At 60.4% G+C, this 15,793-nt stretch carries 14 protein-coding genes; 6 read left to right on the top strand and 8 right to left on the bottom strand.

Going from position 1 to position 15,793, the window contains the following annotated elements:
- Positions 1-69: 69 nt before the first annotated feature.
- The 3 genes from AB7951_RS20205 to AB7951_RS20215 all read right to left on the bottom strand — a co-directional run bounded on the left by AB7951_RS20205 (position 70) and on the right by AB7951_RS20215 (position 3,880).
- Entirely contained in the window at positions 70-1,587 is a 1,518-nt protein-coding gene (locus AB7951_RS20205; RefSeq protein WP_120288827.1) for an acyl-CoA synthetase, read from the bottom strand.
- An 83-nt stretch (positions 1,588-1,670) separates the two neighbouring features.
- Complete coding sequence (locus AB7951_RS20210; RefSeq protein ID WP_439062727.1) at positions 1,671-2,855, bottom strand: ABC transporter substrate-binding protein; 1,185 nt, start codon at positions 2,853-2,855, stop codon at positions 1,671-1,673.
- A gap of 50 nt (positions 2,856-2,905) precedes the next feature.
- Positions 2,906-3,880 (bottom strand): NAD(P)H-dependent flavin oxidoreductase, encoded by a 975-nt coding sequence (locus AB7951_RS20215; RefSeq protein WP_089268011.1) that lies wholly within the window; start codon positions 3,878-3,880, stop codon positions 2,906-2,908.
- Between the two features lie 95 nt (positions 3,881-3,975).
- Between AB7951_RS20215 and AB7951_RS20220 the strand changes: the two genes are divergently transcribed.
- A complete protein-coding gene (locus AB7951_RS20220) occupies positions 3,976-4,866 on the top strand; it encodes a LysR family transcriptional regulator (RefSeq protein ID WP_120288825.1) in 891 nt (296 codons plus the stop codon).
- On the opposite strand, the gene hydA is transcribed toward AB7951_RS20220, so the two are convergent.
- The 5 genes from hydA to AB7951_RS20245 are packed head-to-tail and all read right to left on the bottom strand — an operon-like array spanning position 4,852 to position 9,667.
- A complete protein-coding gene (hydA, locus tag AB7951_RS20225; protein ID WP_120288824.1) occupies positions 4,852-6,276 on the bottom strand; it encodes a dihydropyrimidinase in 1,425 nt (474 codons plus the stop codon). The genes AB7951_RS20220 and hydA overlap by 15 nt on opposite strands.
- A gap of 48 nt (positions 6,277-6,324) precedes the next feature.
- Positions 6,325-7,050 carry a maleate cis-trans isomerase family protein gene (locus tag AB7951_RS20230; protein WP_120288823.1) on the bottom strand — a complete coding sequence of 242 codons (726 nt, stop codon included), beginning with the start codon at positions 7,048-7,050 and terminating at the stop codon, positions 6,325-6,327.
- Positions 7,047-7,835, bottom strand: a complete 789-nt coding sequence (locus AB7951_RS20235) for an ABC transporter ATP-binding protein (RefSeq protein ID WP_120288822.1) — start codon at positions 7,833-7,835, stop codon at positions 7,047-7,049. The genes AB7951_RS20230 and AB7951_RS20235 overlap by 4 nt, the downstream gene beginning before the upstream one ends.
- A 3-nt stretch (positions 7,836-7,838) precedes the next feature.
- The gene (locus AB7951_RS20240; RefSeq protein WP_120288821.1) at positions 7,839-8,654 is read right to left on the bottom strand and encodes an ABC transporter permease; all 816 of its coding nucleotides are present in this window, start codon (positions 8,652-8,654) and stop codon (positions 7,839-7,841) included.
- Between the two features lie 8 nt (positions 8,655-8,662).
- Positions 8,663-9,667, bottom strand: coding sequence for an ABC transporter substrate-binding protein (locus tag AB7951_RS20245; RefSeq protein WP_120288820.1), 1,005 nt, complete (start codon positions 9,665-9,667; stop codon positions 8,663-8,665).
- 205 nt (positions 9,668-9,872) lie between these two features.
- On the opposite strand from AB7951_RS20245, the gene AB7951_RS20250 reads away from it, so the two are divergent.
- The 5 genes from AB7951_RS20250 to AB7951_RS20270 all read left to right on the top strand — a co-directional run bounded on the left by AB7951_RS20250 (position 9,873) and on the right by AB7951_RS20270 (position 15,696).
- Entirely contained in the window at positions 9,873-10,619 is a 747-nt protein-coding gene (locus AB7951_RS20250) for a GntR family transcriptional regulator (RefSeq protein ID WP_120288819.1), read from the top strand.
- A gap of 145 nt (positions 10,620-10,764) precedes the next feature.
- On the top strand, positions 10,765-11,739 hold the full coding sequence (locus AB7951_RS20255; RefSeq protein WP_120288818.1) for an NAD-dependent epimerase/dehydratase family protein: 975 nt from the start codon (positions 10,765-10,767) through the stop codon (positions 11,737-11,739).
- A 4-nt stretch (positions 11,740-11,743) separates the two neighbouring features.
- Positions 11,744-12,502, top strand: a complete 759-nt coding sequence (locus tag AB7951_RS20260; protein WP_120288817.1) for an SDR family oxidoreductase — start codon at positions 11,744-11,746, stop codon at positions 12,500-12,502.
- Positions 12,499-13,929 carry a flavin-containing monooxygenase gene (locus AB7951_RS20265; RefSeq protein ID WP_120289230.1) on the top strand — a complete coding sequence of 477 codons (1,431 nt, stop codon included), beginning with the start codon at positions 12,499-12,501 and terminating at the stop codon, positions 13,927-13,929. The genes AB7951_RS20260 and AB7951_RS20265 overlap by 4 nt, the downstream gene beginning before the upstream one ends.
- Positions 13,930-14,079: 150 nt before the next feature.
- Positions 14,080-15,696, top strand: a complete 1,617-nt coding sequence (locus AB7951_RS20270; RefSeq protein WP_120288816.1) for an ABC transporter substrate-binding protein — start codon at positions 14,080-14,082, stop codon at positions 15,694-15,696.
- Positions 15,697-15,793: the final 97 nt, after the last annotated feature.

Genomic DNA, 15,793 nt, shown 5'->3' on the forward strand with positions numbered 1-15,793 from the left:
CGCGCCGTGATCGCATGAAGAAAGGCGCCGAGCGACGAGCTCGGCGCCTTTCTGCTGCATCATTAGCGATCAAGTCACCGGAGCCGATCCATACTGATCCCGCAGCTTGCGCTTGAAGATCTTGCCGGTCGATTCACGCGGCAGCGCATCATGGAAATGGATTTCCTTCGGCACTTTGAAGTTGGCGAGCTTCTGCTTAAGCCAGGCCTGGATCTCCGGCACGGTGAGCGTCACGCCGCTTTCGAGTTCGACGCAGCCCACCAGCCGTTCGCCGAACTCGTCATCAGGCACACCGAACACCGCGCAGTCGCGCACGCCGTCCATGCCGATCAGCGTGTTCTCGATCTCGGCGGGATAGATGTTGACGCCGCCGGAGATGACCATGTCGCGCTTGCGATCACACATGAAGAGATAGCCGTCCTCGTCGAGATAGCCGACGTCACCGACGCTGATCAGGCCCTCACGGCCGGCTTCGGCCCGTGCGTCGGGGCGGCCCTGATAGTTGAAATCCGGCACCGAGGTCTGCCGCATAAAGATTTCACCGGGCACATTGACCGGACATTCCTTGCCGTCCACATCGAAGATCTTGACCACGCCCCCCTCGATGGTGCGGCCGACCGTGCCCGGCTTCCTCAGCGCCTCCTCCGACGAATGCCAGATCGGCACCCCGGTTTCGGTGGAGCCGAGATATTCGTTGATCACCGGTCCCCACCACGCAATCATCGCCTGCTTCACATGGATCGGGCACGGCGCTGCGCCATGGATGATGAAGCGCAGCGACGACAGGTCGTAGCGCGACTTCACCTCGTCCGGCAGACGCAGCAGCCGCACGAACATAGTCGGCACCATATGCATGTTGGTGATGCGGTGCTTCTCGGTGAGCTGCAGCAGATCCTCTGGATCGAAACGCGGTTCGAGCACGATCGTGCTGCCATGACGGAATGCCATCAGCCCGTAGGAGCTTGGCGCCGAGTGATACATCGGCCCGTTCATCAGGATGATCTGATCCTCGTTCGGCTTCAGCCCATAGGCGATGCCGCCGACGCGCTCGGATGCCGCAGCCTGTTCCGGCGTCATGGCCGCGCGGGTCACGCCCTTGGGACGGCCCGTGGTGCCCGACGTGTAGAACATGGTCAGCGCGCGCTTCGGCGCGTTCTCCACCGGCGCATGCAACTCGCGCCAGACATCGAAGTCCGTGGCGCCTGCAGGCACCTCGGTCGCAGCTTCGGCAACACCATAGGCGACTGCGATCTCCGGCGGCGTGCGGACGATCAGGATCGGAAATCCCGCCGGCAAATTATCTTTGATCTGCGGCAAAAGATCAGCGTGGCAGACCAGCAGCTTCGCGCCACTGTCAGCAAGAACATAGCTGACCTCTTCACCTTTCAGATGCCAGTTGATCGGGACCACGCGCGCGCCGAGCGCACCTGCGCCGAACGCAGTCTCGAACAGCGCGAAATCGTTGCGCAGCATCATGCCGACCGGCGCATCGGCGCCTGCGCCGAGGCTCTTGAACCCGGTCGCCACCTTGGCGATGCGCTGCATGATGTCCGGATAGCTGATCGCCCGGTCGCCGCTGATAATCATTGTCCGCCCTTATATTGTTCTTGAATCGATCGAAGCCATCGCTGGCTTCGATCCTTGTTCTGTCGATGTGATGGTACAGATGCTCACTGGTCGTCGAGCAATTCGCCGAAGCCTTCCCAGTTCTTGCCGTTGAAACGGCGCAGCCGCAGTTGCTGGAACGAAAGATAATCATCCTTGTCGGTATTGACCGTGACGCCCGACAGCAACAGCGGCAGCTTGACGTTCTTCATCGACGTCGCCTGACGCAGGATATTCTCCCGGCTGACGTCATCGCCGCACGCTTTCAGGATATGCGTGATGAGATGCGCATTCAGGAAGCCGGTCGCATAATTGGTGTTGCGCGGATCGGCTGACGGCAGGCTCTCTTTCATGAAAGCGAAATAGGCCTTCACGTCCTCGTCGTTGGCCCATGACGCGTCGTTGATGTCTTTCTGATAACTCGACGTGATCAGGCCAGTGGCGTTATCCAGACCTGCCGGCTCCAGAAAGGTGATCGACGAGGCGGACGTGGGGACGAACATCAGGTCCGGCTTCCAGCCGATTTCCGCAACGCCCTTGATCATCTGCGACGAGAATTTGCCAACCACCGCGCCAAACAGCACATTCGCGCCGGACGACTTGAGCGCCGCAAGCTGCGACGAGATCGTCGGCGCACTGGTCTCATAGGTCGCTTCGGATACGATCATACTGGCGGCCTTGTCGCCCAGCGCACGTTTAAAGCCAGCCACATAGTCTTTGCCGAGATCGTCGTTCTGCGCGAGAATGGCGATCTTGGCATCCGGCTTGGTCTTCAACACGTGCTTGGCGTAGACAACGCCTTCCGATTCATAGGCGGCCATGCCCGGCATGGTCCACGGAAAACCTTTCGGATCCGCCCATTTGGTCGCGCCTGATAGCACGAACAGCTGCGGGATTTTCTTGCTGTTCAAATAGCGATGCACCGCGTTGTTGGTCGCGGTGCCGAGCGTCCCGAACATCATCAGAACCTCATCCTGCTCCACCAGTTTGCGGGTCTGCTCCACGGTCTTCGGCGGCGAATAGGCGTCATCGAGACTGATGAACTTGATCTTGCGCCCGTTGATGCCGCCCTCGGCGTTGAGCTTGGCAAAATAGGCTTCCTGCGCGCGGCCGATCACGCCGAAGCCCGAGAGCGGACCGCTATAGGGAAGCGTCTGCCCGATCTTGATCTCTTCCTTGCTGTTGGCCGCGGCTTGCGTCGGCGCATTCACGCAGACGGCAAAAGCGAACAGCCCAAGCGTCCTCAGCATGACTGATGTCATGATTGTCTTCTCCCCGTTATATTTTTATCGGGCCGCGCTTATGCGCGTGCCCGTCTCGCAAAGTCTCCGGTCGCTTCCGCATATTCGCGCTTCAGGCGATCCACGAGTTCTGCCACCGGGGGAGCATCAACGATCTGGCCGATACCCTGGCCGCAACCCCAGATGTCCTTCCAGGCCTTGACCTTCATGTTACCGCCGGAGCCGAAGTTCATCTTGGTCTTGTCAGCCACCGGAAGATTGTCGGGATCGAGGCCGGCGGCTGCGATGGACGGGCCGAGATAGTTGCCGTGAATACCGGTGAACAGGTTGGTGTAGACCGTGTCATGCGCGGCGAATTCGGTCAGCGCCTTCTTGTAGGCCGGGTCGGCATTAGCTTCTTCGGTCGCAATGAAGCGCGTGCCCATATAAGCGAGGTCTGCGCCGAGCGCGAGCGCCGACGCAATCCCGTAACCGTCAGAGATTGCACCAGATACCAGCACAGTCCCCTTGAACCACTGCTTCACTTCGCGCACCAGCGCAAAGGGCGACAGCGTGCCGGCATGGCCACCCGCACCGGCGCAGACCAGGATCAGTCCATCGACGCCCTGCTCGGCTGCCTTGCGCGCATGCTTGACGTTGATAACGTCATGAAACACGACGCCGCCATAGGAATGCGCGGCCTCGACGATCTCCGAGGGCGGGCGCAACGAGGTGATGATGATCGGAACCTTGTGCTTCACACAGGTTTCCATGTCCTTCATCAACCGGTCGTTGGACGCGTGGCAGATCTGGTTCACCGCATAGGGCGCGACCTTCTTGCCGGGATTCTTCGCTTTGTATTCGCCGAGCTCATCCTCGATGCGCGTCAGCCACTGATCGAGCACTTCCACCGGCCGCGCATTCAGCGCTGGAAACGAACCGACGATACCGGCCTTGCATTGCGCAATGACGAGTTCAGGACCGGAGACGATGAACAGCGGGGAACCGAGCACAGGCAGCTCGAGGGTGCCATCGAGAGCTTTGGGGAGCGACATAAGCGTTTCCTTATATTTTTATAATCGAACTATAAGGGTTGACCGCCCGTGCATGTTGTTCGAATTTGAACAATAAGCCTTCCGGATTTGATCACATGGACTGGGATCTCTGTCGCACCTTCAATGCCGTGGTCGACGCCGGAAGCTATCTCGGCGCGTCCAGGCAGTTGCGCACCAGCCACCCGACCGTGAGCCGCGAGGTCGCGGCGCTGGAGAAGCAACTTGGCACCAAGCTGTTCGTGCGCTCCGACGAAGGGCTGGTGCTGACTGCCCGCGGGCGGCGCTTTCATGAGAGCACCAAAGCGATGGCCGAGGCCGCGCTGAAAGCAGAAGCTGCCGCCGGCGCGTCGGGCCAGAGCGCACGCGGCGTGGTCAAGGTGTCGATCGGACCGACGCTGGCGAATTTCTGGCTGATGCCGCATATCGGCGCTTTCATCCGCCAGCACCCGCATGTCGAGATCCAGCTGGTGACGCATCCCTTCCCGGTCAGCGTGCGCAAGCGCGAAGCCGACATCGTGCTGCGGCTGTATCAGACCGGCGACGAAAATCTCACCGGACGGAAAATCGCCAAGCTCGGCGTTGGCTTCTACGCCTCGCGCGATTACGCAGCGCGATGCCCGCTGCCCGAACAGCGGGCCGCTTGGAAGGACCACACTGTCATCGGCTTCGCCGACAAATCGTCGAACTCCGAACTCGGACGCTGGAGCGACCACATCACCAAGGACGCCACCGTCGCCATCCGCTGCTCGTCGCAAGCGGATATGCTTGCGGCCGTCCGCGCAGGAATTGGCATCTGCGTGCTGTCATGCATCGTCGGCGACGCCCATGCGGATCTGATCCGCGTGGCACCGCAGAAGCTGGCCAGCCTCTCTGATATCTGGCTGCTGGCGCATCCGGACCTCATCGATCAGCCGTCGGTGCGCGCCGTGCTGGAATTCATCACGGCCTGCGCGCGCGACGACCGCGCGCTGTTACGCGGCCGATGATGTCGCGCCCTTGCCGGGAAATGGCGCCGCACGGCTGACATAGCGTCCCTCGCCTTTTCCGCCGACGAGCTTGCCGTCGCGCGTCACGAATTTCCCGCGCAGCATCGTTGCCACCGGCCAGCCGGTGATATCCATGCCCTCATAGGGCGTGTAGTCCGCGCCGTGATGCAAGTTCGCCTGGGTAAGCGTTGCTTGGCGCTTCGGATCCCACAGCGCGATATCGGCATCGTAGCCGATGGCGATGGAGCCCTTGCCGGTGAGGCCATAGGTCTTCGCATGATTGGTCGATGTCAGCGCCACGAACTGGTTGAGCGTGATGCGGCCCTTGCTGACGCCTTCCGAGAACAGGATCGGAAGGCGCGTCTCGACACCGGGAATGCCATTCGGAATCCAGCGGAAGCTGGTACGCGCGTTGGGTGGCTGCTTGCCCTGCACGTCGTCATAGCGGAACGGGCAATGGTCGGAGGAGAACAGGGAGAACACACCCTGCTGCAAACCTTCCCAGCATGCCTGCTGGCTAGCGAGATCGCGCGGTGGTGGCGAACAGACATATTTCGCGCCCTCCATGCCCAGATCCTTCAGGTCTTCCTCTGTCAGCACCAGATATTGCGGGCAGGTCTCGCCATGGATCGTCAGCCCGCGCATTTGCGCACGGCGGATCTCTTCCATGGATTCACGATTGGAGACATGAACCACCACCATCGACACGTCGACCAGTTCGGCCAATGAGATCGCGCGATGCGTGGCCTCGCGCTCGACAACGATGGGACGTGACTTGGCGTGAAAATACGGGCCGACATTGCCGTCGCGTTCGAGCTTGTCGACCAGAAAGCGGATGGCGTCGTAATTCTCCGCATGAACCTGAACCAGTGCACCGGATTCACGCGCCACGGCCAGTACCTGCAGGATCTGCAGATCGCTCAGTGCAAGGTCTTCATAGGTCATGAAGACCTTGAGCGAGGTGTATCCATCGGCGATCAAGGCTGGCAGCTCCTGCCCGAGTACCGCTTCACTGGGATCGGCGATGATCAGGTGGAAGGAATGATCGATATGGCAATTCTGATCGGCAAGCGTGTGATAATTCTTCAACGCCTCGCGGATCGGTTGGCCCTTCGCCTGCAGACAGTAAGGCATCACGAAAGTGTTGCCGCCGAAGGCTGCGGCGCGCGTGGCGCTTTCGAAATCGTCGGCCATCACGATGCCGGGGCCGGATGGTTGCGCAATATGAACGTGGCTGTCGATACCGCCGGGCAGCACCAGCAGACCGGTAGCCTCAACCGTCTCGTTCGCGTCGGTCAGCGCTTCGCCGATGGCAACGATGCGGCCGTTCCTGATGCCGACATCGGCTTTGTAGGTTTCGCTCGCGGTTGCAATGGTGCCATAACGAATGACGGTATCGAAAGCGGTCATGAGCAAAACCTCATCAATTCAGCAACGCAGGGTGCATACAGACAAATACTAGACTTGCTGAAACAGCGATCCCCATTGGGTGACGCGTTTGGTATCGACGCCAGCCATCTTCAGGCATTTCCAGACCACCGTGGCAATGGTGTCATAGACCGGAATGCCCGTCTCCCTTTCCAGTTTCGCCACGGATGGTGCAACTCTCAAATTGGTGCAGATGATCGTGATAGCGTCTGGCTTTTCCTTGGCCACGTCCCGCGTCATATCCTCAAGTTGCACAACGGGCACTTCGGAGAACGAGAAGTTATCCTGCAGGCCGAGATGGCGTTCACCCTGGCACGCAAAGCCCAGCTTTTCGTAATTCTCCAGAATCTTGGCTTGAACGTCGTCCAGATAGGGCGTCACGTACCCCAGACGCTTCACCTTTTGATGTTCAAGAATCTCATTGAGAGCCAACATCGACGTTGTCGCAGGAATCCCGGTTGCTGCGGTGATCTGCTCACACAGGCGGACATCCGCCTCAAAGCCGAGCCAGCCAGAGGATGTTCCATTCCAGCCGATGACATCGACCTTCGCATGAGCCAGCAATTCTGCGGCCCGCAGGATTTCCGAATTGTCGAATTGGGCGAGCGCCTTGTTCGACAGCGCGATCTCCGTGACCTTGAAACGCGAGAAATGCGCCGAGACTTCGGGCAATTCGCCAAGCATGGCAGTCGTGATCGGCTCCAGCGCCGTGTTCGACGAAGGCGTCAGCATTCCGAGAAGCACACGTTTGGTCATGGATGATCCAGAGTTTCGAGGGATGGTTTCGTCCGTTCAGATCGAAGCAGATCGAGAACGTGACGTTTGATTTCGTTGAACTGTGGGCTGGTGATGTCGCGTGGCCGCGGCAGGTCCAACGAGATGATTTCGCGTATACGCCCCGGGCGGGCGCTCATCACGGCAACATGCGTGCCCAGCGTCAGTGCTTCGTCGATGCCGTGCGTCACGAAAACGATCGTGCCCTGATGCTCTTGCCAGATCCGCACCAGTTCGTTCTGCATGTCCATGCGGGTCTGCTCGTCGAGCGCGCCGAACGGCTCATCCATCAGGATGACCTGCGGATTCATCAGCAGCGCGCGTGCAATGCCGACGCGCTGGTTCATGCCGCCTGACAGTTCGGACGGATAGTGATTTTCAAATCCCGTGAGCCCGACCATGTCGATATAGCGCTGCGCCGTCGCGCGCCGCACGGCTTTCTGGCCACCGCGCAGCAGCAGGTGGAAGCCGACATTCTCCCAGACCGGCAGCCACGGCATCAGGTTGGCCTGCTGAAACACCACGCCACGCTCCGAACCGGGCGCCGTGATCAATTGACCATCGACGGTGACGGTGCCGGATGACGGCTTCTCGAAGCCTGCGATCATATTGAGAAGCGTGGACTTGCCGCATCCGCTGGGGCCGAGCAGACAGAGAAACTGGTTCTTCTCCACCTTGATATTGATGTCGTCGAGAGCCGTGACATCGGCCTTGCGCTTCGCGTCCTTGAAGACCTTGGAGACACCAGAGATTTCAATCGTCGCCATGACCTAGGTCTCTCCGTTCTGGATCGTCGTGTTGCGCTGCCAGTGCAGCACGCGCGCCATCACGAGACGGATGCCGAAATCGCTGAGAAAACCGAGCAGGCCGATGCTGGCCATCGCAGCGAGGACGAGGTCGTAGCGAAGGAAATAATAGGAATCCCACAGCACATAGCCAAGGCCGCTTTTCACAGCGACCATCTCCGCCGTCACCGTCAGCATCCAGGCCGAGCCGATGCCGATCCGCAGACCGGCAAAGATGCTGGGCAGTGCCGCCGGCAGCACGATGAAGCGCAACAGTTGGCGATTGCCGCCGCCGACCATGGCTCCGGCGCGGATCAGATTGCGATCGCAGGTCTTCACGCCGTGGATCGTATTGAGGAGGATCGGGAAGAAGGCGCCGAGAAACACCAGGAAGATCGCCGGTTTGTTGGCGATGCCGAACCAGATGATGGCGAGCGGAATCCACGACACCGGCGGGATCGGCCGGAGCGTCTGCAGCGTCGGCTCGATGATCACCTCGACAGTGCGGGACCATCCGATGGCGACTCCGATCGACACGGCCAGCGCCGTGGCGATGGCGAAACCCGCGAGAACGCGCGACAGGCTGGCGAGCATGTCGAACAGCCAGTTGCCGCTATAGGTCTGGGTATTGCCGTCGGTGCCGAACACCCAATCCGCCCAAGCCCAGGCCACGGTGGAAGGCGCCGGCAACAGCGCCGCAGGCAGTGCGCCGGACCGGGAAAACGCTTCCCAGCCGGCGAGGATCAGGACCGGCACAATATACCGATCCAGTCGCCTGAACATTGCGAGGGCCTGGGGCATGACCGGGCTCAGTAGCCGAGTTCGGATTTCGGCTTGCCGGTGGCAGCCTCCAGGAAGCGGTAGTCCATGTTCTTCTCAACCGCGGCGGTGACGTCGGAATTGATGTATTTCAGGTCGCGCATCATCGCGGCGATGGCGAGCGCCGATGCGCGGTACATCTTCGGATCCGGATCGAGGTTTTCGACAGCGCCTGTGGCGATCGCCTTGTCGAGGCCGGTGATCTTGGAAATCACGTCGATCAGGGCACCCTTGTCCGCCGCGACGAATTCATCGACTTTCACAACCGCACGCACGGTCTCTTCGAGCTGCTTCGGTTTGTCCTTGACGACATCCGACCGCGTCAGAATCAGGTTGGTGAGCTTTCCCGCAGCCTGATCGTAGGGAAGGCCAAACATCTTGGCGGCCTTGGCCTGAAGGATCTGCGTGGCGAACGGCTCCACGGTGCAGATCAGCTCGATTTCACCGCGACGCAGCGCCTGAAGGTGATCGGAGGGATTGGGAATGTTGACGAACTGCACATCCTTGTTGATGTCGATGCCCTGCTTGGCAAAGGCGCCGCGCATATGAATGTCCTGCGCGTTGCCGCGGGACGCCGCGACGCGGAATGGCTTTCCCGCTGCCTTGTAGTCGGCGATGACTTTCTTGAGCGAAGCCCAGTCATTCGGAACGATCGACAGGTCATTACCGACCAACATTGCCGAACCGCCATTGACCTGCCCGGAAATGGCGACCACGTCGAAACCCTTGTCGAGCGCGATCGCATAATGAAGATAGGTCACCTGGGCGACGTCGATATTCTTCGAGACAAGCGCAGTCAGCGCATCCGTGCCTGTGTTAAATCCAACCGCATCGATCTGAACGCCCTTGGCGTATTGCGGGGTGAGTGACATCGGTGTGCAATGCGCACATTTCGCATAGCCGAGCTTGATCACCGACTCGGACTGGGCCATCGCGGCCGGGGCAATCGATGCCAAACAAAGCGCAATCAGAATGCCGAGCAGATTTTTCTTCATCGTCGCAATCTCCGGAGCGGGTGGCGGTGAATTCACGATACGTCCACCACTCAGCAAGCCTCATGCCAATCCGGATACGATATACAATCGTAAAATTATATAGTAATATCAATTACTATGAATTATTATCATCTCGATTTCGATGCTGCATTTTTGGGCGAAGGATGTCGTTTGGAGGCAACCTCGCCACCCGAGAAACTGAACCATGAGTGAGATTGCCCCACGCGCGAAGCTTCGGACGCGCTTCAAGCCGACACGGCTGAAGCTCTCCTCGGATCATTCAAAACGGCCGCTGGACCGTATGTCGCTGCACGATCAACTCGTCGCGAAGGTGCGCGAAATGATTGTCGATGGCGAACTCCAGGCCGGAGCCCCTTTGCCAGAAAAGATGTTGTGCGAAACGTTCGGCGTATCGCGCACACCGTTGCGCGAAGCATTCAAGATACTGGCCTCCGAAGGGCTGATCGAACTGCGTCCTCACCGCACCCCTGTCGTCACCCCGGTCGACAGGGAAGAAATCGCAAACAGCTTTGCGATCATGGTCGCACTGGACGGCGTTGCCGGCGCCGAGGCCGCAATGCGCGCGACGGATGAAGATATTGCCCGGCTCAGTGCGATGCACGACCAGCTTGTTATCCTTCATCGCGAAGCATCGCGCCCGGCCTATTTCAGGCTGAACCAGGACATCCATATCGAGATTACCAGGCTCGCCAAGAATCCCGTGCTCCTCAATATCTGGACGACGTTGAACGCGAATATCTATCGGGCACGGGCCACCGCCAATTATGACGCGGCACGGTGGACGGAATCCGTAAGGGAACACGAGGCTTTCATGGCTCTGCTTCGCGCGCGCGACGCGCAAGGATTTGCAGCCTCCCTCAGCGCGCATACGCGTAAGACCGGCGATGCCGTTCTTGCGACATTGCAGATTGCGACCGACGCGAAGACCTAGCAGGCCTCTATCACGACGAATAAAGCCTGGGCCCGTATCGCTGCACACCGCATAATCGCCAAGCGCCTGCAAAACGTGCTTTGGGCATGGAGCGCGATGGTCCAAACAGGGGCGAAGGACCGCCTCGCGGTTCACAGGTTGATCGATGAAGATTCTCGTTTTTGGCGGCACCGGCTTTGTCGGGCTGAATATCGCGGAAGCCCTGTTGAAGCGCGGTCATGTGGTGACCCTGTTCGACCGTTCGGGCCTGCCACCGGCGGCGCAGCTTGCCTTCGCTGACTATGGCGATAGGCTTTCGGTGATTATCGGCGATGTGCTCGACCGGACATTGATCGACAGTGTCATCACCACGGGCTTCGATGCCATCGTTCTCGGCGCTGCGATCACGGCAAGCACAGAGCGCGATGCCGCCGATCCGGAAGGCATCCTGCAAGTCAACCTGATGGCGCAAACGCCGATCCTCGCGGCAGCACACCGCCATGGCGTCAAACGCGTGATCAATCTGTCATCTGCCGGTGCATACGGCACGTCCGCGTTCAAATATCCCCTGCTCGATGAAGAGCTGCCCTGCGATCCCATCTCGCTCTATGCCATCACCAAATTTGCATCGGAAAAAGTCGCGTCGCGTCTTGCCGCGCTGTGGCAGACCGATTTCATCAGCGTGCGGCTCAGCGCCGTGTTTGGACCATGGGAGCGTGCAACAGGCGTACGGGATACGCTCAGCCCGCTGATGCAGATTTTCACGGCGCACGCGAAGCAGAGCGCCGCCATTCTGGTCCGTTCCGGCGTGCGGGACTGGATCTATGCGCCCGATGTCGCCGATGCCATGACTTTGCTGATCGAGGCGCCGAAGACGCAGCATCGCCTCTACAACATCTCAACCGCCACCCCGTGGTCAGCGCTGGAATGGGGCCAACAATTGGCGGAATCCCATCCGGGCTTTGTTTGCCGCCTGGCCAGCACCGGCGAAACCCCAACCATCGATCTGCACAGTGACAGCGACAGGGCACCGCTATCGGTCGCGCGATTGGAGCAGGAATTCGGATGGCGCGCCAAATTTGGCTGCGCCGACTCAGCCGCGGATCTGATCGACTGGTCGGCGCGGCACAGCATAGGGTGATGACATGAGACTTCAGGGACGTACAGCAATCATCACCGGCGGAGGCTCCGGCATCGGCCAGGCCAGTGCCATGCTGTTCGCACAGGAAGGCGCGTTTGTCGCACTGGTCGATCGCGACGAGGCCGGCCTGAAAGAAACGCTGGCGACACTGCCCAATGCAACCAAGGCGTCGACGCATCTCGGTGATGTCGGCGACGGCGATTTTGCGCAGACCGTGGTCGGGGAGATCGTCGCCCGGCGCGGTCAGCTCGACGTGTTGATGACCTCGGCTGGCTTTTCCTGCGGCGGCACCGTGGTGACTACAGCGCCAGAAGATTGGGACGCCGTGTTTCGCACCAATGTCGGCGGCACCTGGCTATGGGCGCGCGCAGCCATTCCGCAGATGCAGAAGCAGGGCAAGGGATCGATCATCACGCTGGCCTCGCAATTGGCCATCGCCGGCGGCAAGGGCAACAGCGCCTATATCGCAGCCAAAGGCGCGATCATCAGCCTGACACGCACCATGGCCGTGGATTTCGCCACCGACGGCATTCGCGTCAACGCGATCGCACCGGGCGCTATCGACACGCCGCTGCTGCGCCGCAGTTTCGCGCGCCATGCGGACCCCGAACCCGTGCGCGATGCCTCCCGCAATCGTCACGCCATGAAGCGGTTCGGTTTGGCCGAGGAAGTCGCGCAGACCGCGCTGCATCTGGCGAGCGATGCATCCTCGTTCACGACCGGCACAGTCATGCCGGTCGATGGCGGATGGCTCGCGGCATGAGCGACGCTCTCGCAGCGCTGGAAGCGCAGGTCCGCGACGATCTCCACAAGATCGCCCATCCGAACATGCCGTGGCTGCAGCCGAAATCCGCGCCGGACGGCACAGCCGCGCTGGACGTGCTGATCGTCGGCGCCGGCCAGGGCGGCGTCACAGCGGCCTTTGGCCTGCTACGATCGCAGGTCACCAATATACTCGTTGTCGACAAAAGCGCAGAAGGCCGCGAAGGCCCCTGGCTCACCTACGCCCGCATGCCGACGCTGCGTAGCCCCAAACACTTCACCGGCCCTGATCTGGATATCCCCGCTCTCACCTATCAGTCATGGCACGAAGCCATGTTCGGGAAGGATCACTGGCAGGCGCTCGATCGCATCCCGCGCGGACACTGGGCGGACTATCTGCTGTGGTTCAGGCGCATCACCGGCGTGCCTGTACGCAATGGCTGCGAGGTCCTGGACATTGGGCCTGCCGCCAACGGCTTGCTTGCAGCAACCGTACAAAGCGCCGGCGGCATCGAAATCATCCATGCGCGCAAGGTGCTGCTGGCGACCGGACAGGAAGGCATGGGCGACTGGATGATCCCGGAGCAACTCCAGCACCTGCCATCATCGCTTTGCGTGAATGCATCCGCGGATATCGATTTCGAAGCTCTGCGCGGCAAGACCGTCGCCGTGATCGGCGCCGGCGCATCCGCCTTCGACAATGCGGCAACCGCGCTCGAAGCCGGCGCTGAGGTGCACCTGTTGTGCCGCCGCGCGGAAATCCAGATCGTGCAGCCCTATCACTGGCTGACGTTCCGCGGGTTGCTGCGTCACTTCAGCGAGCTCGACGATGCCTGGCGCTGGCGCTTCATGCGCCGGCTGATGGATTTGCGCGAAGGCTTTCCACAGCCGACCTGGGATCGCTGTGCGCGGCATGCCGGCTTCCATCTCCACGAGAACGCGCCCGTTCAGTCGGCACAAAAAATAGGCAACCAAGTTACATTGCAGACGCCACAGGGTACCTTCACGGCGGACTTCGTGATCTGCGGCACCGGCATCGACATGGATTTCGCAGGCCGTCGTGAGCTACAGAGCTGCGCCGGCAATATCGCGATCTGGTCTGATCGCTACCAGCCGCCGGATACCGAGTTCAGCCCGCGCCTCGGCCGTTTTCCATATCTCGGCGATGATTACGCGCTGATGGAACGCGTTCCCGGCACCACGCCGTGGATCGCCGACATCCATCTTTTCGCAATTGCGTCCACCATGAGCTTCGGCCCGTCGGGATCATCGATCAATGCGATGACCACCGCGATCCCGAAACTGGTGCATGGCCTGACGCGCGGCTTGTTCCGCGCGGATATCGAGCGATACTGGACCGCGTTCGAGGCTTACGACGTTCCACAAGTGACCATTGCAAGGGCGACGGAAGCTGCGGCAAAAAGCTAAAGAACCAAATTATTCCGACGGGGAAAGTTCTCCGCTTGGCACCTATCGACCATCGTTTGGCGCGTTCCTTGCTTCAGTGGATGGGTCGCTCGACAGATCAGGCACTGACGAGTCCGTTCAGAGTTTCCGTCGAATTCAGAGGATAGGGTTATGGGACTGATCTATTCCAAGCAGATGCTCGGCGCCGCCGCAGCGCTGGCATTTTTCACCGCTGCCGTTCCTGCCAAGGCGCAGACCCGCGCCGAGACGCTGCGTTACGTGACCGGCGCCGCCGTCAACACGCTCGATCCCAATATTCCCGGCTCGACCCGCGAAGCCTTCGCTGTCAGCCTCTCGACCTATGATCGTCTGGTGTCGTTCGGCCGCAAGCAACTGAATGGCAAATGGGTGTTCGATCTGGACACCATCCGCGGCGAACTCGCAGAGTCCTACACGGTCAGCCCGGATGGCCTGAAAATCACCTTCAAGCTGCGCAACGACGCGAAATTCCAGGACGGCTCGCCGGTCACGGCCGAGGACGTGAAGTGGTCGCTCGACCGCGCCGTCACCGCCAAGATCCTTGGCAAGGCGCAGCTACTGACCGGTTCGCTCACCGATGCCAGCCAGTTCAAGGTGATCGATCCCACGACATTCGAAGTAACACTGCCGCAGCCGGACAAACTGGCCCTGCCAAACCTCGCAACCGTCTATCCGATCATCATCAATTCGAAACTCGCCAAGGCCCACGCCACCGAGGAAGATCCGTGGGCACAGGCCTGGCTCAAGGAAAACACTGCCGGATCCGGCGCCTATATCGTCGAGACCTTCAAGCCCGGCGAGCAGGTCATCCTCAAGCGCAACGACGCCTGGAATCGTGCCGCCGGCGACAAGCAGGCTTTCTTCAAGCGCCTGATCATCCAGTCGGTGCCGGAACCGGCAACGCGCGCCAACCTGGTTGAAAAAGGTGACGCCGATATCGTCATCGATCTGCAGGCCAGCGACGCGCAGGCATTAGAGGCCAAGGGCAAGCTGCAGGTGATCTCGACGCCGCAGTATAACGCCATCACCTTCATCTCGATGAACAACCAGATGGCTCCCTTCGACAAGCCGGACGTGCGTCGCGCCGTGGCCTATGCGTTGCCTTATGACGACATGTTCAAGGCGGCACTCTTCAGCCGCGGTGATTTGCTGGCCGGCGCGACCTGGGCCGACGGCAAGCCGCCATCAGGCGCGTTCCCGATCAAGCAGCCGATCAAACTCGATATCGAAAAGGCCAAAGCCTATCTGAAGGCCGCAGGGTATCCGGACGGTTTCTCGACCACGTTCAGCTTCAATGTGGGCCAGTCGGCAACGGCTGAGCCGATGGCTGCACTGCTGAAGGAATCGCTCGCCAAGATCGGCATCAAGGTCGATATCCAGAAGCTGCCGGACGCACAGATGTCGACGCAGATCACCGAAAAGAAGCTGCCCTTCTTCACCGAAGGCATCGTCGCCTGGCTGCCGTCGACCGACTACTTCTACCGCAACTTCTACACCGGCAATCAGCGCTGGAACTACAGCTCTATCGACAATGCCGAACTGACCGCGGTCGCGCAGAAGGCTCGTTTCGAGGCTGACAAGGCCAAGTACGAAGCCGACGGCAAGGTGCTGAACGCGATGAATTTCGACCTGATGCCCCAGATTCCGCTGTGGCAGCCGAGCCAGGACGCGGTGATGGCCTCGAACCTGACGGGCTACACTTATCAGTTCCATCGCCAGGTCGATTACCGCGACCTCAGCCGGAAGTGATTTTCCGAGCACCATGCGAGCGAATCCCGAAGCGCCCCTCAGCGGCGCTTCGGATCTATGCAGCTTGCGAACTTAACTGCAGCGAGCTGTCCTTGAC

This window comes from Tardiphaga sp. 285_C5_N1_2, assembly GCF_052076065.1.
GTDB lineage: Bacteria > Pseudomonadota > Alphaproteobacteria > Rhizobiales > Xanthobacteraceae > Tardiphaga > Tardiphaga robiniae.